Source organism: Candidatus Ishikawaella capsulata Mpkobe, assembly GCF_000828515.1.
GTDB classification, from domain to species: domain Bacteria; phylum Pseudomonadota; class Gammaproteobacteria; order Enterobacterales; family Enterobacteriaceae; genus Ishikawella; species Ishikawella capsulata.
The window spans coordinates 119,163-141,470 of the sequence record NZ_AP010872.1 but is presented as its reverse complement, the minus strand read 5'-3'; the positions used below and the strand labels follow the sequence as shown (position 1 = coordinate 141,470).

18 protein-coding genes, 4 tRNA genes and 1 pseudogene are annotated in these 22,308 nt (G+C 30.3%); 14 read left to right on the top strand and 9 right to left on the bottom strand.

The window, feature by feature from the left end:
* Positions 1–190: 190 nt before the first annotated feature.
* Positions 191–1,057, top strand: a complete 867-nt coding sequence (lgt, locus tag ICMP_RS00585; protein ID WP_041068775.1) for a prolipoprotein diacylglyceryl transferase — start codon at positions 191–193, stop codon at positions 1,055–1,057.
* The gene (thyA, locus tag ICMP_RS00580) at positions 1,054–1,848 is read left to right on the top strand and encodes a thymidylate synthase (protein WP_041068772.1); all 795 of its coding nucleotides are present in this window, start codon (positions 1,054–1,056) and stop codon (positions 1,846–1,848) included. The genes lgt and thyA overlap by 4 nt, the downstream gene beginning before the upstream one ends.
* 55 nt (positions 1,849–1,903) lie before the next feature.
* On the opposite strand, the gene nfuA is transcribed toward thyA, so the two are convergent.
* Entirely contained in the window at positions 1,904–2,485 is a 582-nt protein-coding gene (gene nfuA, locus ICMP_RS00575) for a Fe-S biogenesis protein NfuA (protein WP_041068769.1), read from the bottom strand.
* A 114-nt stretch (positions 2,486–2,599) separates the two neighbouring features.
* Between nfuA and bioH the strand changes: the two genes are divergently transcribed.
* Positions 2,600–3,367, top strand: a complete 768-nt coding sequence (gene bioH / locus ICMP_RS00570) for a pimeloyl-ACP methyl ester esterase BioH (protein ID WP_041068766.1) — start codon at positions 2,600–2,602, stop codon at positions 3,365–3,367.
* A 113-nt stretch (positions 3,368–3,480) separates the two neighbouring features.
* Here the strand turns inward: bioH and ppa are convergent, their stop codons facing one another.
* Positions 3,481–4,014 carry an inorganic diphosphatase gene (gene ppa / locus ICMP_RS00565; protein WP_041068764.1) on the bottom strand — a complete coding sequence of 178 codons (534 nt, stop codon included), beginning with the start codon at positions 4,012–4,014 and terminating at the stop codon, positions 3,481–3,483.
* 216 nt (positions 4,015–4,230) lie between these two features.
* Positions 4,231–5,181, bottom strand: a complete 951-nt coding sequence (gene cysK, locus ICMP_RS00560; protein WP_041068761.1) for a cysteine synthase A — start codon at positions 5,179–5,181, stop codon at positions 4,231–4,233.
* A 199-nt stretch (positions 5,182–5,380) separates the two neighbouring features.
* On the opposite strand from cysK, the gene ligA reads away from it, so the two are divergent.
* Positions 5,381–7,432 (top strand): NAD-dependent DNA ligase LigA, encoded by a 2,052-nt coding sequence (gene ligA / locus ICMP_RS00555; RefSeq protein WP_041068758.1) that lies wholly within the window; start codon positions 5,381–5,383, stop codon positions 7,430–7,432.
* Between the two features lie 2 nt (positions 7,433–7,434).
* Here ligA and ICMP_RS00550 read toward each other — a convergent pair whose 3' ends face one another.
* The 3 genes from ICMP_RS00550 to ICMP_RS00540 all read right to left on the bottom strand — a co-directional run bounded on the left by ICMP_RS00550 (position 7,435) and on the right by ICMP_RS00540 (position 8,737).
* A complete protein-coding gene (locus ICMP_RS00550; RefSeq protein WP_052456848.1) occupies positions 7,435–8,388 on the bottom strand; it encodes a bile acid:sodium symporter family protein in 954 nt (317 codons plus the stop codon).
* Between the two features lie 191 nt (positions 8,389–8,579).
* Positions 8,580–8,655: transfer RNA gene (locus ICMP_RS00545), tRNA-Lys, on the bottom strand.
* Positions 8,656–8,661: 6 nt separating this feature from the next.
* Positions 8,662–8,737 (bottom strand) — tRNA-Val (locus tag ICMP_RS00540).
* Positions 8,738–8,992: 255 nt separating this feature from the next.
* Between ICMP_RS00540 and gltX the strand changes: the two genes are divergently transcribed.
* The 5 genes and pseudogenes from gltX to ICMP_RS00515 all read left to right on the top strand — a co-directional run bounded on the left by gltX (position 8,993) and on the right by ICMP_RS00515 (position 15,074).
* Positions 8,993–10,414, top strand: coding sequence for a glutamate--tRNA ligase (gltX, locus tag ICMP_RS00535; protein ID WP_041068755.1), 1,422 nt, complete (start codon positions 8,993–8,995; stop codon positions 10,412–10,414).
* Between the two features lie 71 nt (positions 10,415–10,485).
* Positions 10,486–10,557: transfer RNA gene (locus ICMP_RS00530), tRNA-Ala, on the top strand.
* A gap of 89 nt (positions 10,558–10,646) precedes the next feature.
* Positions 10,647–11,845 (top strand): annotated as a pseudogene (locus tag ICMP_RS00525) (Nramp family divalent metal transporter).
* A gap of 524 nt (positions 11,846–12,369) precedes the next feature.
* Positions 12,370–13,335 (top strand): glucokinase, encoded by a 966-nt coding sequence (gene glk / locus ICMP_RS00520; RefSeq protein WP_041068751.1) that lies wholly within the window; start codon positions 12,370–12,372, stop codon positions 13,333–13,335.
* A gap of 263 nt (positions 13,336–13,598) precedes the next feature.
* The gene (locus ICMP_RS00515; protein WP_041068748.1) at positions 13,599–15,074 is read left to right on the top strand and encodes a UbiD family decarboxylase; all 1,476 of its coding nucleotides are present in this window, start codon (positions 13,599–13,601) and stop codon (positions 15,072–15,074) included.
* 3 nt (positions 15,075–15,077) lie between these two features.
* Here ICMP_RS00515 and ICMP_RS00510 read toward each other — a convergent pair whose 3' ends face one another.
* Together ICMP_RS00510 and ICMP_RS00505 are read right to left on the bottom strand one after the other, a co-directional pair.
* On the bottom strand, positions 15,078–15,587 hold the full coding sequence (locus ICMP_RS00510; protein WP_041068746.1) for a PNPOx family protein: 510 nt from the start codon (positions 15,585–15,587) through the stop codon (positions 15,078–15,080).
* Between the two features lie 186 nt (positions 15,588–15,773).
* Positions 15,774–15,845: transfer RNA gene (locus ICMP_RS00505), tRNA-Arg, on the bottom strand.
* Positions 15,846–16,127: 282 nt separating this feature from the next.
* On the opposite strand from ICMP_RS00505, the gene prmB reads away from it, so the two are divergent.
* The 5 genes from prmB to truA all read left to right on the top strand — a co-directional run bounded on the left by prmB (position 16,128) and on the right by truA (position 21,687).
* The gene (prmB, locus tag ICMP_RS00500) at positions 16,128–17,048 is read left to right on the top strand and encodes a 50S ribosomal protein L3 N(5)-glutamine methyltransferase (RefSeq protein WP_269446732.1); all 921 of its coding nucleotides are present in this window, start codon (positions 16,128–16,130) and stop codon (positions 17,046–17,048) included.
* A gap of 61 nt (positions 17,049–17,109) precedes the next feature.
* Complete coding sequence (gene aroC / locus ICMP_RS00495; protein WP_041068740.1) at positions 17,110–18,198, top strand: chorismate synthase; 1,089 nt, start codon at positions 17,110–17,112, stop codon at positions 18,196–18,198.
* A gap of 113 nt (positions 18,199–18,311) precedes the next feature.
* Complete coding sequence (gene fabB, locus ICMP_RS00490) at positions 18,312–19,541, top strand: beta-ketoacyl-ACP synthase I (RefSeq protein ID WP_041068738.1); 1,230 nt, start codon at positions 18,312–18,314, stop codon at positions 19,539–19,541.
* Between the two features lie 69 nt (positions 19,542–19,610).
* A complete protein-coding gene (locus ICMP_RS00485) occupies positions 19,611–20,750 on the top strand; it encodes a 4-phosphoerythronate dehydrogenase (RefSeq protein ID WP_041068734.1) in 1,140 nt (379 codons plus the stop codon).
* Between the two features lie 127 nt (positions 20,751–20,877).
* The gene (gene truA / locus ICMP_RS00480; protein WP_041068732.1) at positions 20,878–21,687 is read left to right on the top strand and encodes a tRNA pseudouridine(38-40) synthase TruA; all 810 of its coding nucleotides are present in this window, start codon (positions 20,878–20,880) and stop codon (positions 21,685–21,687) included.
* 125 nt (positions 21,688–21,812) lie between these two features.
* On the opposite strand, the gene ICMP_RS03485 is transcribed toward truA, so the two are convergent.
* The gene (locus tag ICMP_RS03485; RefSeq protein ID WP_407078880.1) at positions 21,813–22,073 is read right to left on the bottom strand and encodes a YciC family protein; all 261 of its coding nucleotides are present in this window, start codon (positions 22,071–22,073) and stop codon (positions 21,813–21,815) included.
* Between the last annotated feature and the right edge of the window lie 235 nt (positions 22,074–22,308).

The following is a 22,308-nucleotide window of genomic DNA, read 5'->3' as shown; positions in this document are numbered from 1 at the left end:
ATTTAGCAGCCAATTTGTTACTGTTTAAGAATTTAATAGTTGTAAATGTATGATGTACTTTATCCGTAACGTGGTTTTTATATGTTGTAATATTTATCGACATCTTATGCCGATTTATATAGTAGTTAGATAAATACATAGAGCATATTTTGCATACAGTATATATTTTTAGTAAAAATAATAGTTAAACATGATTAATTATATTACTTTGCCAAAAATTAATCCTATATTTTTATCTATTGGTCCGCTTTCGTTCCATTGGTATGGATTGATGTATGTCATAGGTTTTATATTTGCCAAATGGTTAGCATTACGGTATGTCAGAAAACCACATAGTGATTGGAAAGAAGATGAGGTACAAAATTTATTATGTTTATCTTTCATCGCTGCAATTGTAGGTGGTCGTATTGGATATGTATTGATCTATAGATTTGATCTTTTTATTAAAGATCCATTATTTATGTTTAAAATATGGAATGGAGGAATGTCATTTCATGGTGGATTAATAGGAGTAATTTTTATTGTATTTTGTTTTTCATATAGTACTAACCGTGATTTTTTGAAAATATCTGATTTTATCGCCCCTCTTGTTCCGTTTGGTTTGGGGGCAGGTCGTTTAGGTAATTTTATTAATGGTGAATTATATGGCCGTGTTGCTCCTAATATTCCTTGGGCAATGCTATTTCATAATTCATACAATGAAGATCTAAATTTTGTTAAAATACATCCTGAATATCAAAAAATGTTAAATATATATAGTGTACTACCACGTCATCCCTCGCAAATTTATGAATTAATGTTGGAAGGTGTGTTGCTTTTTATCATTATTAAGATATTTATTTGTAAACCTAGACCTAGGGGGAGTACTTCCGGAGTGTTTTTAATTAGTTATGGTTTATTTCGTATTATCTTAGAATTCTTTCGACAACCTGATCCCCAGCTAGGTCTTTTTCATAAAATTATCAGCATGGGCCAAATTCTTTCTATTCCTATGATTATAAGTGGTGTAATTATAGTAATATGGTCATATCATTATCATGAGTGTTATAAAATATGAAACAATATTTAAAATTAATGAAAAAGGTATTAGAGAAAGGTGCAAAAAAAAATGATCGTACCGGCGTTGGTACTATTTCTATTTTTGGTGCACAAATGATTTTTGATCTTCAAAAGGGTTTTCCATTAGTAACTACAAAAAAATGTCATGTACGTTCGATTATTTATGAATTACTCTGGATGTTACAAGGTGATACAAATATTAACTTTTTAAAAAGAAACAAAGTTAATATATGGAACAAATGGGCCGATAATGATGGCAACTTAGGACCAATATATGGAAAACAGTGGCGCAGTTGGCAAACAGTAAATGGACGAATAGTTGATCAAATTAGTCAGGTATTAGAACAAATAAAATATGATCCTGATTCTCGTAGAATGATTGTATCTTCTTGGAATGTTGGAGAACTAAGCCAAATGGCTCTTCCTCCATGTCACATTCTTTTTCAATTCTATATATCAGCTGGTAAACTTTCTTGTCAATTATACCAACGTTCGTGCGATATATTTTTAGGATTACCTTTTAATATTGCTAGTTATGCGCTTCTAATGCATATTATAGCTCAACAATGTAACCTAAAAGTTGGTAATTTTATATGGACAGGTGGAGATATCCATCTGTATAATAATCATATTGAACAAGCACATATACAGTTAGCAAGGAAACCACGCTCATTACCAAAATTGATTATTAATCATAAATCAGATTCATTATTTAATTATAATTTTAAAGATTTTAAAATTATAGGATATAATCCATATCCTCCTATTTTCGCTGAGGTAGCAGTATAATATATAAGCTGTTGATAACTTCTTTTTAAGAAAAGACATATCTCAAACAGTTATTTTAATAATAAGAATGTTGACCATATTGATGTTTAGTTACATCACATACTCCTTTTATTTCCGGAAAATATTTAATTAATTCTTTTTCAATTCCTTGTTTCAAGGTTACATTAATCATAGAACATCCATTACATCCTCCGCTAAATTCTAAAATAACATAATTTTCATTTGTTATTTCTACTATATTTACATAACCACCATGATTTGCTAGCTGAGGATTAATCTTGGTATTTATTAAATATCTCATACGATCAATTAATGGAGCATTATCATCATCTGCTAGTTTAGCTATTTTAGCATTCGGAGCTTTTAAGGTTAATTGAGAGCCAAGATTATCTATTGATAAATCTATTTCTGCTCCTTTTAAATAAGGAACACTAGATTTATCTATATAAACGCAAAAATTGTTGAATTTGATTTCAATATCAGTTTGTTCTATTGTATCTAAAGGACAGTAAGAAACCCCACACTCAGCATGAATAGTACCTGGATTAATAATAAATACTCTAATTTGAGTACCTTTCTCTTGATTTGCTAGTAATTTTATAAAATGCTCTTGAGCAACTGCACTAATGCTGATCATGTAATCTCTCTCTTTATTTAAAATATATACTTATAAACTATATATAGTTTATAAAAATATAATAAAACATTTTAAAAAAGTTAAATATGTAAAAAATAATTTTGGAAAATATTTATGAAACCATTTTATTACCATACGTGTGGACACGGTACTATTAATCTAGTATTATTGCATGGATGGGGATTAAATGCAAAAATATGGGATACCATATTATCCTGGTTAAATCCTTATTTTCGTGTGTATCTTATAGATTTACCTGGTTTTGGTTATAATCAAAGATATGAAGCAACTCTTTTGAGAGAAATGTCACAATTTTTAGTTCCTATAATTCCTGAAGATAGCTTCGTTTTAGGTTGGTCTTTAGGTGGTTTAGTGGCTAGTTATTTAGCTATAACACAACCACACAAAATAAAAGGACTCATTACTGTAGCATCTTCACCGTGCTTTATCAAAAAAGTACACTGGCCTGGCATTAAAATGCAAACATTAATTGAGATAAAAAAACAGCTTAACAAAAATTTTTATCGTACTCTAGAACGTTTCTTTATATTACAAACTATAGGTAGTCAAACTGCTATAAAAGATATTCATACTTTTAATAAAGTTATATTATCGTGTTCCATACCACGATTATCAGCACTGGAAAATAGTTTAAATATTTTATGCAATACCGACTTACGAAATGCACTCCTTCAAGTGTCTTGTCCTTTTCTAAGGATATACGGCGCTCTTGATGGATTAGTACCACGAAGCATATCACGGTTATTGGATGAAATGTATCCTAATAGCAAATCAATTATAATGCAGAAAGCAGCACATGCACCTTTTCTTTCTCACCCTACATTATTTTGTCAACATATAATAAATTTTATTAAAGCATAATTTTTGATTGTTATATTTAACTAATTAAGGTCATGCTATTTGGGAAAGACATAAACATGTTTAATGTCTTTGTCCATTAATGAGCAATTGAATATCCTTCATTTCTTAGTTAATTAACTATTTTCTTGAGCACGTTGAAATGAATTGATAATTTCCAGCTCAGCTGATTTAATATCAGCCCAACTATCTATTTTCGTCCACTTATTATTTTCTAAGTCCTTATAGTGTTGAAAAAAATGGTTAATTTGATTCAGTAGTAATTCTGGTAAATCAGTGATATTTTTGACATATTTATATGTTTCTGAAACCTTATTATGAGGTACAGCAACTATTTTTACATCTTTACCTGATTCATCAGTCATTTTTAGCATTCCAACTGGTCGACAACGTATTACAGATCCTGAGTATAAAGGATGTGGGGTAGGTACCAAAACATCGACTGGATCTCCATCTAAAGATAAGGTATTATTTATATAACCATAATTGCATGGATAACAAAGAGTAGTCGACATAAAACGATCTACAAATAAATGGCCAGATTCTTTATTTATTTCATATTTCACCGGAGTAGAATGAGCTCCAATCTCAATGATTACATAGATATCTTTGGGTAAATTTAAACCAGCTGGTATCTTATCGAAATTCATTAAATTTTCCTTTTATATTTATAACATAACAAATGATAAGAGTATTTCTCTCTTTTAAAATAGCTTACTAGAGCATTCATATTTCTTTTAAATATCATATTTCCTGCAATTATTTTAATAAAAATATCCTCTTTTATGCATTAATATCTATAATGTTTATTAAAAATATTTGATAATAATCCTTAATAAGGATAATGTCTGTCACATGTAATCTTATTAACTTTTAAAAAGTATAGAGCTTAAATAACGTTCTGCAGAAGAAGGTAAGATAACTACTATGGTTTTGTTGGAAAATTTTTTTGTTTGTTGTATTTTTAAAGCAGCGGCTACCGCAGCTCCTGAAGAAATTCCAGCTAGAATGCCTTCTTTTTTCATTAAACAATGAGCTGTTGTTATTGCTTCTTCATTAGTAATGGTAATTACTTGATCTACTAAATTAAGATTTAAATTAGCAGGAATAAATCCAGCACCAATACCTTGAATTTTATGCTGACCTGCTTTAATCTTTTTACCGGATAAAGCTTGACTAATAACAGGAGAATCAGTAGGCTCTACTGCTACACTAATCAGATCTTTTTTATTTTTAGTATTTTTGATATAGTGACTCACTCCTGTTAAAGTACCTCCTGTTCCAACCCCGGCAATAAAAATATCAATCTGCCCATCAGTATCCTTCCATATTTCTGGACCAGTTGTTAGTTCATGTATTTCAGGATTAGCTGGATTACTGAATTGTTGTAAAAGCACATAATATTTAGGATTATTATTAACAATCATTTCTGCTCTATCTATAGCTCCTTTCATACCCATTTTACCATCTGTCAATTCTAATTTCGCGCCCAATGCTTGGAGTAGAGATCGACGTTCCATAGACATGGTATCTGGCATGATGAGAGTTAATTTATATTGACGAGCAGCAGCTACATAAGCTAATGCTATTCCAGTATTACCGCTAGTGGGTTCTATTAATTCTAAGTCTCGATTGGCATGGATAATACCACGTTTCTCGGCATCCCAAATCATATTAGCTCCTATGCGACATTTTACACTGAAACTAGGATTACGCGATTCAATTTTTGCTAAAATATTACCATTTCCTATCTTGTTAAGACGTACTAACGGAGTATTACCAATTGTTAAAGAATTATCAGTATATATATTACTCATTATTTAAGCCCTCTAAATAAAGTTTATATTTTGTATATCTTATTTAAGATATTCTATTAATATTTTTTGATTGATATATCATCAAATTTAAATTAGTTATCATTTAATTAGATATATAAAATTATTGTATTAATAATAAAAAAACACCGTAACGGTTATAACAGATTTCTCTAAATAATTTTTTTATCTGTAAAATATTATGGAATATATAAAAAAAAGAGTAAATAAACTGCGTTTTATTTTACGCTACCATGCACATCTTTATTATGTAATGGATGCTCCAAAAATATCTGATGCTAAATACGACAGCTTATTATTAGAACTGCATGAGTTAGAAAAACAATATCCACAACTAATTCATCCTGACTCACCTACACAACGTATAGGTGATAAACCTGTTATGCTTTTTAAACAAGTAACACACAGCATTCCTATGCTCTCTTTAGATAACGTCTTTAATAAAGAAGATTATAAAAAATTTAATACAAGGATACAAAAATTTTTTCAAAAAAGTAATAGTATTATAAAATTTTGTTGTGAAATGAAATTCGATGGATTGGCAGTCAGTATAATTTATGAAAATGGTGTATTAGTTCGTGCTGCAACTCGTGGAGATGGAAATTATGGTGAAGATATTACAAAAAATGTACGAACTATTCGTGCGATACCAATTTATCTTCAAGGAAATAACCTACCTAGGTTATTAGACATCCGTGGTGAAATTATCATGATGCAGGATGGATTGAAAAAAATTAATTCTGAAGCTAATAAAATAGGTGGTAAAATATTTACTAATCCTCGCAATGCTGCTGCTGGTAGCCTACGTCAACTTGATCCATCTGTTGCAGCTAAAAGACCATTAAATTTCTTTTGTTATAGTGCGGGATTTATAGAAGGATATAGTAAATTACCCAATAGTCATTGGAAACAACTACAACTGTTTAAATCATGGGGATTACCCATTCATGAGAATATTAGTGTAGTTAATAATATCGAAGAAGTTTTTTCTTTTTATGATAAGATTAAACAAGAACGTATTAATTTAGGGTTTGATATTGATGGCATAGTAATCAAAGTTGATTCCATAGAGCTGCAAAATCAAATCGGCTACTCAATCCGAGCCCCACGCTGGGCTATTGCTTTCAAATTTCCAGCACAAGAAGAAATATCTACTGTGCTTAAGGTAGATTTTCAAATAGGTCGTACTGGAGTGATAACACCTGTTGCTAGACTGAAACCTGTTAAGATAGCAGGAGTAACAATTAGCAATGTAAATTTACATAATGAAAATGAAATAAAAAGATTAGGGTTATCTATAGGTGATAAAGTAGTCATCAGGCGTAGTGGCGATGTTATTCCTAAAATTATCAGTGTACTTAAAAACTATAAAACTATCAATAGAAATAACATTTTATTTCCTGAGCACTGTCCTATTTGTGGTTCAACTGTAGAGCGCATTGAAGGTAAATCTATCTCTCGTTGTACTGGTAGCTTAATTTGTAAATCACAAAGAAAAGAGATGCTTAAACATTTTGCTTCTCGATCAGCAATGAACATTGAGGGTTTAGGAGATAAAATCATAGATGCTCTTATACAAAAAAACTTTTTAAAAACATCCTTCGATTTTTTTCAATTAACTATTGCTAATTTAATTACTATAGACAGGATTAGTAATAAATTGGCAAAAAAATTAATCAATTCTATTGAAAAATCAAAAAAAACGACATTAGCGCGTTTTATTTATGCATTAGGGATTAGAGAAGTTGGAGAAGCTACAGCAAATAATTTAACTAATCATTTTGGCTCATTAAAAAATATTATGGATGCTACTTTTAATGAACTGTCTGCAATAAAAAATATTGGAAATATATCTGCTAAATATATATATAATTTTATGCATGAAAAGAACAACAGAATGGTCATTGATCAATTAATACAAGAAGCTGGAGTATATTGGCCTACTGTTAATTTTTCAAAAATAAATAAGATTAATAATTTAATTTTTAAAAAAACTATTGTATTAACTGGATCTTTTATTAAAATACAACGTAAAGAACTTAAATATCGTATTATTTTGTTAGGAGCAAAAATAAATAATAATATTTCTAAAAAATCTGATTTATTGATTTATGGGAAAAACCCGAGTTATAACAAAATTCAACAAGCTCAAAAACTGGGTATTAAGATGATAGATGAAACAGAAGTTTTTAAATTTTTGCTGCAGTATGACATAGACTTTAAAGCATTATAATGCTATCTATTTTTATAGATTTGGACAATAATAGAACAAACTAAAAGTTGAATTTGATGAAATATCATTAACGGTAGTAGTATCATTCCTCTAATAGAGCCGGGAAAAAGAAGATGGGCCATAGGAAGTCCATTGGCTAAGCTTTTTTTAGAACCACAAAATAAAACAACAATTTCATCTTGTTTATCTAATCTCAGTAAACGCGCTACTAGAAGATTAATTAATAATACAATAGAAAGTAATAACATACATCCTGTGATAATCGATAACATAGCTTGAAAACCCAATTTATTCCAAATACTATTTCCTATCGCTTCGCTTATAGCTGAATAAACAACTAACAGTATGGAATATTTATCCATTTCATTAATAATATAATCGTGTTTTTCAATCCATCCGCTAGTCCAACGTCTTAATAGGTGACCTAATATAAATGGCAGTAACAAATGCAACATAATTTTAGTGATTTGTTCTATTTTATTCGAGGAACCATATTCTATATTAATTACTAAATTAAGCAAGAATGGAGAAAGAAATATACCTAGGAAACTAGAAGCAGAAGCGCTACAGATAGCAGCAGCTACATTACCACCAGCCATAGAAGTAAATGCAATAGCAGATTGTACAGTGGCTGGTAAAATACATAAATAGATAAATCCTGTATATATTTCTGCTGGAATATTAAGAGGATGCCACCAACCTAACAATAATCCCAAGATTGGAAATAATAAAAATGTGCTTAGTAATATACATAAATGTAATTGCCAATTGCTGCTGCCTAAAATAAGTTTTTTTCTGGATAATCTGGAACCATGCATGAAAAACAACAGTGAGATAGTAATAGCTGTTAAAAAGTTTAAAAAAACAACAAAATGGCCTTTTGCCGGAAATAAAGTTGCTAACAAGATAGTAAAAAAGAGTTTTATCATAGTTGATTCAAATCTTAATAAGCTCATTTCACCATCCATTTAAAAATTAATATTATAATATGCTCATTAATAACTTTATTATACTGCAGAGAATTATATGTTATTCTATTGATAATAGAACTGCAGTATTGCTAAAATTTAATAGCTCTTTAAGTTAAAGAACTCACTGATAGGCTACATACAATCAAACTAGATTATAATCTTTATTAAGATATATTTGGTGGGTCGTGCAGGAATTGAACCTGCGACCAATTGATTAAAAGTCAACTGCTCTACCAACTGAGCTAACGACCCTTCAAGTGGTGGGTGATGACGGATTCGAACCGTCGACCCTCTCCTTGTAAGGGAGATGCTCTACCAACTGAGCTAATCACCCGCTAATGTATCTACATTACACAAAATCAAATTATAGCATAAAATAAAATATTTTAAATACATCTTTAAGATTTTTTAGAAAAAATTTCTGTAAATTAATCATTTACTGTATATAAATTCATTTTATTAAAACTTTATATTGAGTCAATACTTTTTTAGTACAAATTTTATTGTCCTGTTTAATTAATGTTATTGTTTAATATAAAATAAATTTTCATCTTATAAATAAAAATTAATTATTAGATAGGATAATATCATGAAGGTTAAAACAAGATTTGCTCCTAGTCCAAGTGGTTATTTACATATAGGGGGAGCTCGTACTGCTCTTTATTCTTGGTTATATGCTAAACATAATAAAGGTAGCTTTGTATTACGTATTGAAGATACCGATTTAGAACGTTCCACACCTGAAGCAATTAAAGCAATTATAGATAGTATGAAGTGGCTTAAACTCAATTGGGATGAAGGTCCATATTTTCAAAGTCAGCGCTTTGATCGCTATAATGATGTAATTAATAAAATGTTAAAATTAGGAAAAGCTTATAAGTGTTATTGTGCTAAACAGAGATTAGATCATATTAGAGATATACAAATCAAACGTGGAGAAAAACCCCGTTATGATAGATATTGTCGCACTAATAATATTAGTTGTTTAGATGCTAATACCCCTTATGTAGTACGTTTTCTTAATCCATTAAGTGGATCTGTTATTTTTCACGACCATATCCGCGGTCCAATAGAATTTAAAAACGAAGAGTTAGATGATCTAATCATTAGGCGTACTGATGGATCTCCTACTTACAATTTTTGTGTTGTAGTAGATGACTGGGATATGGGTATTACTCATATAATCCGTGGAGAAGATCATATTAATAATACACCCCGTCAAATCAATATTTTTAAGGCGCTAGGTGCTACTGTACCACAGTACGCCCATCTTTCCTTAATTTTAGGAGAAGATAGTAAAAAATTATCTAAACGCCATGGAGCTGTAAGTGTCATGCAGTTTCATGAAGATGGTTTTTTACCGGAAGCATTACTTAATTATTTAATTCGATTAGGTTGGTCACATGGTAATAAAGAAATTTTTAGTATGAAAGATATGCTTGATCTTTTTACTTTAAATAAAATTAATAAATCATCTAGTACATTCAATTTAAAAAAATTACTTTGGTTAAATCATCATTATATCAACAATCTACCAGTTGAATATGTAGCTAAACAGTTACAGTGGCATCTTACCAAAGAAAAAATTAATATTTGTACTGGCCCAAATTTAGTTAAATTAGTACTGTTATTAAGGAAACATTGCAAAACTTTAAAAGAAATAGTAATATCAGGACGTTATTTTTATGAAGAATTTGAAACATTTGATTCTGATGCAGCTGCTAAGTATCTGATTCCTGTATCGATAGAGTCGCTAAATATGATATCCCGTGGTTTGGGCACTCTCAAGCAATGGAATGCAGAAAATATTAAACTGACTATTTACAACACTGCAAATAAATTAAATTTAGATATAAATAAGGTTTCCATGCCATTACGCGTTGCAGTTACAGGAAAGAGTAATTCACCTTCTCTAAATATTACTATAGAAGCAATTGGGAAAGATCGTTCTATATATCGTATTAAAAAAGCTTTGTTTTTTATAAAAAATAAAAATAGGATAATTGATTAATCTTTTAATATATTACATACCTAGTCAGAACTTATTAATTTCTGACTTGCTAATTATGTAATAATATATACGGGGCTATAGCTCAGTGGTAGAGTTCTTACATGGCATGTAAGAGGTCAGCGGTTCAAATCCGCTTAGCTCCACAATACAATTGTATATCAATTATTGAAATTATATACTGTTTTTTAAAAGAAATACAACATATATAGGATTAATATCATTAGGTAATTTCATTATGTCAGATAATAATACTGAAAAAATTCATACAGAATCTAGAAAAATTAATATGCTTTTACTTGGTCCAGCTTTTGTAGCAGCTATTGGTTATATAGATCCCTGAAATTTTTCTACTAATATTCCAGCTGGTGCAGTTTGCAGTTTATGGCTATAAACTATTATGGGTAGCTCTTTTGTCAAATCTTATTGCAATGTCAATTCAATTAATGTCTGCTAAATTAGGCATTGCTACGTGTAAGAATCTAGCCGAACATATTAGAAATAGATTTCCTAGTCCTATTGTTTGGTTTTACTGGATACAAGCAGAAATTATTGCGATGGCAACCGATATAGTAGCAGAATTTATTGGATCAGCATTGGGTTTCAAAATGTTATTTGGTATTTCACTACTTCAAGGAGATCTAATTACCGGATTAGTTCCTTTTTTAATTTTAATGCTACAAAATCATGGAGAGCAGCGATTAGAGATAGTGATAGTTGCGGTATGTTACATACTGGAGTTAATGTGGGCACATCCAAAAAGTATAGATATAATTAAAGGCATGGTATTGTTTTCATTTCCTACTTTTGATGCGGTTTTTTTAGCTGCTGGTATCGTAGGAGCTACAATTATGCCGCATGTTATTTATTTACATTCAGCACTAACACAAGCAAATTAATTCTCGGGCAACTTTAGAACAACGTTATGCTTCTACAAAAGTTGATGTAGTTATAGCAATGACAAGAGCCGGATTTGTAAATGTAGCCATGATAGCTATGGCAGCAGCATTTCATTTTACAGGACATACTAAAGTAGCCGAATTGAACTACTTTACATCCACTTTTAGGACGTTCGGCTGCAGTAGTTTTTGCATTGAGCTTAATAGCGGCAGGTATTTCCTCCACTGTTGTAGCTACTTTAGCAGGACAGGTAGTAATGCAAGGCCACTATGGTTACGTCGTCGTATTATTTGCTACCTTCAATATTGATTTCAGTGGGTTGTAATCCAACTTATTTTAGTCTTTAGTCAAATGTTGCTGAGCTTTAGTATTACATTAGCTCTCATTCCTTTACTTTGTTTTACCAGTAATCCTTTGATTATGGGAGAAAAACTAGTTAATTCCCGTATTAGTATAAATATTGGATTCATCATTATAGTAACAGTAGTCTTACTTAAGATATATTTACTTATAGGTGAAGTAAATATATTTTAGTCATTCGGTAATTATACATATTTATATGCCAATTTAGGGTAGTATATAATAATGTATACAATACAACTTTATAAGCGAGATTTTATTGTTTATTAATTATGAGCTTTATTTCATATAATTCAAACAATTACAAAAATATCAAATGTATATTTGTAATAATATATTAGCACATACAGTATAAACTTTACTATTTCTTTAGCTGTTATTACATATTAATAATGATCAATCTTATAGATTTTATGACTATAAAAATTAATTTTAAGTGATAAATCATACATATAGTTATAATTAAATATTCAGTTTACACTATAACCATTATAGCTTTGCGAGTAATATTATTTGCTATTTTGCTATTAATACTTATATTATAAATTATTTATTACCATAAGATTATCAGGATCTCAGTCATGTTATTGTATTTAAAATTTATATAATTAATTTTGTAAATAGATGTGGTTGTTTACTCACGATAATTTTTATATAGATTCTTAAAATATTCGAGACCCTGTGGAGCACTATTAAGAATGATCAAGTATGCCTTGGTGGGTGACGTAGGCGGGACAAATGCCCGTCTCGCTATGTGTGAAGTAAAAAGTGGTAAAATTACACAGGTAGAAACATTCTCAACATTGAAATATGATAGTCTTGAACAAGTTATTTACGATTATTTGAGTAAACAAAAACCATATATTAAATATGGCTGTATTGCTATTGCCTGTCCAATAACTAGTGATTTGGTAGAAATGACTAATCATGATTGGGCTTTTTCCAAAAAGAAACTTAAAAAAAACTTAAAATTCAATAAACTAGAAATTATCAACGATTTTACAGCTGTTTCTATGTCTATTCCCATGTTGGGTAAAAATGATATATTCCAATTTGGAGGAAAAGAAGCAGAAAGATATAAGCCTATTGCAGTTTACGGTGCAGGTACTGGATTAGGCGTCAGTCATCTTGTTCATGTAGATAAATTTTGGATAAGTCTTCCAGGAGAGGGTGGTCATGTAGATTTTGCACCAAATAGTCAAGAGGAAAGTAAAATTTTAGAAGTATTACGAGATGAATTAGGTCATGTTTCAGCGGAACGTGTATTATCTGGAACTGGATTAGTTAATCTCTATCGTGCCATAGTGAAATCCAACCATCGTAGACCAGAATATTTAACACCAAAAGACGTTTCTGAACGTGCATTAAGATATAAATGTAATGATTGTCGCCAAGCTCTTTCGCTTTTTTGCATCTTAATGGGACGTTTCGGGGGAAATTTAGCACTGAACCTTGGTACATTTGGTGGTGTTTATATAGCTGGTGGAATCGTTCCACGTTTTTTAGATTTTTTTAAGTCATCTGGTTTCCGAGCCGCCTTTGAAGATAAAGGTCGCTTCAAAGAATACTTATTAGATATTCCAGTTTATATGATTACTCACGATCAACCTGGTTTACTAGGAGCAGGTGCATATTTACGTCAAGAATTAGGATATATTCTTTAATATTTTTTTATCCCCTAACTGATTTAAACATTACCTATCTATTTTCTATCTCAATCAAAACATATTTCATTAAACTTCTATATTTGTTTCATACCTATTACAATTCATTTCATTATTTTATTTATTATATTAAACGTTATAAGCAATATTATAATTCTTCAATTAGGTATAATGCGTATTATAGAATCAAAGTTTTAAGTGGAAAATTACTGTTAGTACATTAATTATATGCATCTACTTTAAAGGATCGAGGATATATAAAAATGTATAATCGGCAAAAAACAGAAATAAATGATCTACGCTCTGCTATAGAATTCTTACAAAAAATTCCTGGACAATACGTTGAAACCCATCATGAAGTTAATCCTAATTGTGAATTAGCAGGTATTTATAAACTTGTTGGAGCTGGTGGTACAGTACAAAGGCCTACAAAAATAGGACCAGCAATGTTATTTAATAATATTAAAGGATATAATAAAATTCGGATTTTAGTAGGACTATTAGCAAGCCGTAATAGAGTCGGATGGTTACTAGGTAGTGATCCAAAACAACTTACTTACTTAATTAATCAAGCTATATTACATCCAATTAGTCCTAAATTAGCTGGACCGGCATCAGCATTGTGTCAAGAGGTTATTTGGTTAGCTAAAAATAAAAATTTCGATATACGCACTATCTTGCCAGCTATTACTAATACGACCAATGATGCCGGACCTTATTTTTGTATGGGACTGGTATTAGCTGAAGATCCAACGTTAGGAATGGATGTCACTATTCATCGTTTATGTGTGCAAAACAAGGATGAATTAACTATATTTTTTGCACCAGGTAGGCATATTGATGTTTTTCGCCAACGAGCCGAATCAAAAGGTAAAAAACTTTCAATTACTATCAATATAGGTTTAGATCCTGCTATTTACATAGGATCTTGTTTTGAAGCTCCTATTACTCCTTTGGGTTTTAATGAGTTAGCTATAGCAGGTAGCATTAGACAAAAACCTATAAAATTAGTTAAGGCATTAACTGTAGACGCTAAATGTATTGGTTCAGCAGAAATTGTTATAGAGGGATTCATTGAACCAGGACGATATTTACAAGAAGATTATAATACGCAGACGGGTTACTCTATGCCAGAATTTTTAGGATATAGTGGTAACGCTAATCCTTCCTTACCTATTATTAAGGTGACTGCTATTACGACTCGTCAGAATCCTATTCTACAAACTATTGTAGGTCCTGGAGAAGAACATGTCAACTTAGTAGGTTTACCTACTGAAGCCAGTATATTTAATGCATTAAATAAAGCTATGCCGGGTTTTATCAGTGAAGTATATGCTCATAGTTCGGGTGGAGGTAAATTACTTGTTATTTTAAAATGTAATAAAAAAACCGCTTTAGATGATGGACGAGTTAGACAGGCAGCTTTATTAGCTTTTGGAATTTATTCTGAATTAAAAAACATTATTTTAGTAGATGAAGATGTAGATATTTATGACAGCGATGATATTCTTTGGGCCATGACTACACGTTTTCAAGGTAACTATGATCTTATTAATATTCCAGGTGTGAGTGGCCATATTTTAGATCCATCCCAAATGCCAGAATATAACTCTGGAATATCTACGAAAGGAATAACTAATAAATCAATTTTTGATTGCACCGTGCCATTTCAAATAAAAGATAAGTTTCAAAGAGCCCAGTTCCAATATGTTGATATTACTCCATTCATTAATAAATAGTATTCAATTATATTTCTCATTAATATTTACAAGTAATTGGCGTTGTTTTTTCCAACGAAAATTTACATTTTGGGGATCATGGACAATAAAACTAATACCACTGATGACATTAGCATAATTGGAACAGTAATGTATTATGCTAATAAGTTTTATTTCAAATATTGTTAGTTTACAGAGAGATTTTTCAGCAAGTAATTTTGCTAATCCTTGTATTTCTACAATACCTTTATTCCATGCTAATACTAAAGATAATTTATTGTTATACTCAATATTTTTTTTATTATTAGAATTTGACCAGAGAGCAATTTTAATAGTTTTCTGATCGCTAGCATAAATTTCTCCTAAGCTTAATTGAGCCGTATGAGGCCAACCTTGTGTATTTGTGCTGAGAAGACAAACGGATTCATTGACTGTATTTATCGATATATCTTTATGTAAATATTTAAAAATTGGTTCTGGTAATTCTTTAAATTTATATGATTTAATAGGATTAATATCCTTTTTTTTAAGCATGATTTAACCTTATTTTAACCAATAAATTTCTTCTGTTTAGAAGAAATATTTTCGATAATCATTTAGATTTTTAGAGTTTATATTGTTTATTAATATTTTATGAATCTACAAAATAGATTACTTATATAATAAAATGGTTAGAAAATATGTAGTTAAATTATTTTAATTTTTGCTGTAAACAAAATATGTCCTCTGTAGGAATTGAACCTACAATTAGCCCTTAGGAGAGGCTTGTTATATCCATTTAACTAAGAGGACTGATAATATTTAGGTATAATACATGCATTTTGATATGATAAAGTATCAATATTTAATGCATTATATATTTCTCATGAATATACATTTAATTTGTATTATATACAATATGCGTATTGTTATAATATAACAAATAATATATGGTACCTATTATAAAATAACAAATTGAATTTTTTGAAATCATCATAGTAAAAGGCGGGTAGATTATTAAAATAATTGAAAGTGCCACGATACAATCAATACCTAATTACTGATATAATCATCTAATGATAGAGAATTGACGAAGTGAAAAACCCTTTATTATCGGAGATACAAAAAGATCTTCATACGATTCAAGATATGTTACGCTGGACTGTGAGTTATTTTTCTTCTAATAATATATATTATGGTCATGGCACAGATAATCCATGGGATGAAGCTTTACAGTTAATTCTTCCTACTATTTATTTACCTATTGATATACCAATAGAGATACGAAAGGCTAATTTAACTGTTAGTGAACGACAACAGATTGTTAAATTAGCTGTTCGCCGAGTTATAGAACGTATACCTGTTGCTTATATCACTAATAAAAGTTGGTTTTGTGGTTATGAATTTTATGTTGATGAACGTGTTTTAATACCTCGCTCTCCCATAGCAGAATTAATTGAAAATCGCTTCCTGGGTTTAATATCTTATAATCCTCAAAATATTTTAGATATGTGTACTGGAAGTGGATGTATTGCTATATCTTGTGCTAACTTTTTTCCAGAAGCTACTATAGATGCCGTAGATATCTCTCAAGATGCACTAAATGTAGCTAGACAGAATGTTATTGCTCATAGTTTATTACATCGTATTAAACTAATACGTAGTAATCTTTTTCAAGAACTTCCTTTAACTAATAAATATGATTTAGTAATTGCTAATCCACCTTATGTTGATGTAGAAGAATTAAAACATTTACCAAAAGAATATAGTTATGAACCAGCGATCGGTTTTATTGCTGGTAGTCAGGGACTAGAAGTAGTAATTCAGATTATTAATAGTGTTTCTGCATATTTAAGCGAAAATGGAATTTTAGTTTGTGAGGTAGGTAATAATATGATGAATCTTATCAAGCGATATCCTCAGCTACCTTTTAATTGGTTAGCATTAAATAATGGTGGAGAAGGAATCTTTATGCTAAATCGTAAACAAATTGCTAATTTTATTAAGTATTTATAGTTTAAATAATTTAAAATTATATGATTAATATATATTTATTATCCTAGTAAAAGGAATTAGAATGGCTGGTAATAGTATTGGTCAACTTTTCAGATTGACTACTTTCGGTGAATCTCATGGTATAGCGTTAGGATGTGTAGTTGACGGTGTACCACCTGGCATTCCATTAGTTGAATCTGATATTCAAAGTGATCTTAATCGCAGACGTCCAGGGATGTCACCATATACTACTCCACGACGTGAATCAGATGAAGTAAAAATTTTATCTGGTGTCTTTCAAGGTGTTACAACTGGAACACCTATTGGTTTGTTGATTAAAAATACTGATCAACGCTCACAAGATTATAGTGCTATTAAAGATTTATTTCGTCCTGGTCATGCTGATTATACTTACTATAAAAAGTATGGAATTCGTGATTACCGTGGTGGAGGGCGTTCTTCTGCTCGTGAAACGACTATGCGTGTAGCTGTTGGAGCTATAGCAAAAAAATATTTACATATGAAACATAATGTAAAAATACGTGGTTACCTATCAACAATGGGTGACATTATTTGTGAATTTAAAGGATGGGATAATGTAGAAAAAAATAATTTTTTCTGCCCTGATCCTAATAAAATAGATTTATTAGATCGATTAATACGTAATTTAAAAAAATCGGGAAATTCTATAGGAGCACAAGTAACAATTATAGCAGAAAATGTCCCTCCAGGATTAGGAGAGCCCGTTTTTGATCGTCTTGATGCTGATCTCGCTCATGCTTTAATGAGTATTAATGCAGTAAAAGGAATAGAAATAGGAGATGGGTTTGCTGTAATTGGTCAATTGGGTAGTGAACATAGAGATGAAATGGGTCTAAAAGGTTTTACGAGCAATCATGCCGGAGGAATTTTAGGTGGTATTAGTAACGGTCAAATTATTAAAATCAATTTAGCCATGAAACCTACTTCTAGTATTACAATACCCGGTAAAACTATCACTAAATATGGAGAAGAAGTAGAAATTATTACTAAAGGTAGACATGATCCTTGTGTAGGTATTCGTGCTATACCCATCGCGGAAGCAATGACAGCTATAGTGATTATTGATCATTTATTGCGTCATCGTGCTCAATGTTCTGACTCAATAGATATGATTAATCAGTATTTATAATAAAGATACCTTATTATATTAAAGGATATTTTACCAATTCACTTGGTTTAAGTTGGATAACTTTGATTAAAGTATAATTATATCTATCCAATTTTTAAAAGAGAAACGAATAAATGAAACGTGCAGTAATTACTGGCTTAGGAATAGTTTCTAGTATTGGCAATAACCAGCAAGAAGTATTAAATTCTCTACGTACAGGAAAATCTGGCATTTCGTTTTCTAAAGAAATGCAAGATTCTGGTATGCGTAGTCATATTTGGGGAGATATTAAATTATCTAACAATTTAATTTCTACTCTTATAGATCGTAAGAATCTACGTTTTATGAGCGATGCTTCTATTTACGCTTATTTATCTATGATGGAGGCAATAAAAGATGCTAGATTAACATCGAAAGATTATCAAAGAAATCCGCGGGTGGGGTTATTAGCTGGTTCTGGTAGTGGATCACCTCGCTTTCAAGTGTTTGCTGCTGATGCTCTACGTAGTATACGTGGGGTAAAAGCTATTGGTCCTTATATAGTTACTAAATCAATGTCGTCTAGTGTATCTGCTTGTCTTGCAACATTTTTCAAAATTTATGGTTTAAATTATTCTATTAGTTCGGCATGTGCTACCTCTGCACATTGTATTGGAAATGCTGTAGAACAAATTCAATTAGGTAAACAGGATATTATATTCGCAGGAGGAGGTGAAGAACTAAGTTGGGAAATGGCATGTGAATTTGATGCAATGCGCGTATTATCAACAAGATATAATGGTGTTCCTCAGCAAGCATCTCGTCCGTATGATATTAACAGAGATGGTTTCGTTATTGCAGGAGGTGGGGGAATCATTGTAATAGAAGAATTAGAAAACGCTTTAGCCCGCGGTGCTTCTATTTACGCTGAAGTAGTTGGATATGGAGCAAATTCTGATGGTCAAGATATGGTAGTTCCTTCTGTCGAAGGTGTAGCACGTTGCATGAAAATAGCTATTAAGGATATAGAAACTCCTATTGATTATATAAATACTCATGGTACTTCTACATTAATAGGTGACATAAAAGAAATAGATGCAATTCGTGAAGTATTCGGAGATAAAATACCTTATTTATCTTCTACTAAATCGATTACTGGGCATGCTTTAGGTGCAGCAGGAGTACAAGAGGTAATTTACACTGTATTAATGTTAAAATATTGTTTTATAGCTCCAAGCATTAATATTGAAAAAATTGATCCGAAAATAAAAGATGTAAAAATTATTACTAAATTTACAGAAACTACCCTAACTACAGTTATGTCAAACAGTTTTGGGTTTGGAGGGACTAATGCTAGTATTACCATACGTAAATATACTATATAAAATATATCATAATCTATATTTAGACTGCTATCATAAAATATCTTATTTTTCTAAATAGGAAATAATTCTGTGAAAATAGTTATTGATGATAATATGCCTTACGCTTTAGAATTATTCAGTCGTACTGGTAAAGTCATCTCTGTTCCAGGACGTTATTTATCAGAGAAAGAAATAAATGAAGCTGATGGATTGATGGTACGTTCTGTTACTAAAATTAATAAAGATTTTTTAAAAAATACAAAAATTAAATTTGTTGGTACTGCTACATCAGGTATTGATCATATTGATACAACATGGCTTCGTAAATCTGGTATTACATTTTCTGCAGCTCCTGGTTGTAATGCTATTGCTGTTGTAGAATATGTTTTCTCTGCATTGCTATTATTAGCCGAACGTAAATCTTTCCAACTTACTTTACTTACGGTAGGAATTATTGGATTAGGTAATATCGGTAGTAAATTAAAAAAGCGTTTAATGGCTTGGGGAGTAAAAACACTTACTTGTGATCCACCTCGCGCAGATAATGGGGAACCAGGGAATTTTTTTACTCTTGAAGAATTAATCAAACAATCAGATGTGATTACTCTTCATCTTCCTCTATATAAGGAAGGTAAATATAAAAGTTTACATTTAATAAATAAAGAATTGTTACTTTCTTTAAAAAAAAATACTATATTGATTAATACTTCTCGTGGTTCCATAGTGGATAATAAAGCATTATTAGAAATACTTCAGATACGTCATGATATAGTGGTAGTTTTAGATGTGTGGGAAGATGAACCTAATTTTTCTATAGATTTGTTAGATCGTATTGAGATTGCTACAACACATATTGCTGGACATTCTTTAGAAGGTAAAACACGTGGAACTATTCAAATTTTTGAGGCGTGGACTAATTTTTTAGGTAAACCTCAGACAATAATGATAGAACAAATACTACCTCCACCTACATTTAGTTATATTCTCTTAAATGGCCAACTTACTCAAAATATATTAAAAAGCTTAGTACATTTGATTTACAATGTATATGATGATGATGCGATTTTTAGAAATTTTTCATTATTGCCTAATGGATTTGATGATGTTCGAAAACAATGTTTGTATAAAATTCGACGTGAATGGTCTTCTTTAAAAGTTATATGCAATTATAAAAATACTGCAGATCAGTTAATAAAATTAGGCTTTACAGCTGAATATCATTCAGATTAAGATATTTTATTAGATGAACTGGAGAAGGTTTCAAGGCAGCTTGAACACCCATAACCCATATTATATTAATAGTTATTATGAACTTTATATCATATACTATAACATTAACGGGAATATATATTAATATATGCTTAAGAGTAGTAAATTTATTAAATGGGCACTGGGTGTTAGATATGATGGCAGTAAATACTATGGTTGGCAAAAACAAAAAGCATTACACACTATACAAGAATATTTAGAAAACGCTCTTTCTGTAGTAGCAAATCACGAAGTAAAAGTTTTTTGTGCTGGGCGTACTGACGCAGGTGTTCACAGCATAGGGCAAGTGGTTCATTTTGAAACTATATCCAAAAGAAATGAATCTGCTTGGACTAGGGGTGTAAATGCTCATTTACCCCATGATATTGCGGTGAGTTGGGTAAAAGAAGTACCCAATTGTTTTCACGCTCGTTTTAGTGCTCTTGCACGTCGTTATCTTTACATAATATATAATAAATCATTAAGATGTCCCCTCTTTAACAACTGCATGATGCATTTTTATCCTTATTTAAGTGAAGAGAAAATGTACCGAGCAGGACAGTATCTATTAGGAGAAAATGATTTTTCTACATTTCGTTCCTCGTATTGTCAATCTCATACCCCATGGCGTAAATTAATATATCTTAAGGTTAAACGTTATGGACATTATATAACAATTGATATGAAAGCAAATTCTTTTGTTCATCACATGGTTCGTAATATTGTTGGTAGCCTAATAGAGGTAGGTTGTGGCAAACATACTGAAAAGTGGATATCAGAATTATTAATCGCAAAAGATCGTAAATTAGCTGGTGTTAAGGCTCAAGCTCAAGGTCTTTACTTGCTATCCGTAGACTATCCTTCTCATTTTGCATTACCATATTCTAATAATATAGAACCATTATTTTTAATTAATTAAACTTATGAAGTATTGATATATGTTATCTATTATAAATTTCAGACATATATAAACGATACAAGCAAATAATTAGCGCAGTCAATAATAAATAATGCCAAATATGATACGACAGTACAAAAACAATCCTATATTTCCAAAAATAAACAAGCTAATAAAACAGAAATTATTAGGTTAGCCAGTCCAAAACTTATTATATGTAGTATAATAAGTTTTAAATTTTTCCACGATATGCGGATACTATCCTTTATTGTAGTGATAATTCCATATTTTGTTTTAATGAGAATTATAGGAGATAAAGAAAGTAGCATAAATAATAATATACCAGGTACTATAAATAATGTTGCTCCTGCTATTACTAATACATGAACAAAAAAAGTTGGATAGATAATTTTACTATTAGTAGCATCCTACTAATTACAGGTTTTTCGCTCGATGAATTTAAAAAAAAATTCTAATCACTAGGAATATGCTAGTACTTAAGAAATGTGATAAGTACATAAAATAATTTGGTGTGACGTATAATATGTATAATTACCAACATAGTAAAAGACAAAAAAATGATATTAATAGTATTTTGAAAAATACGTTACAAAATTGCTTTTTTGTATCCTAATATGTTTG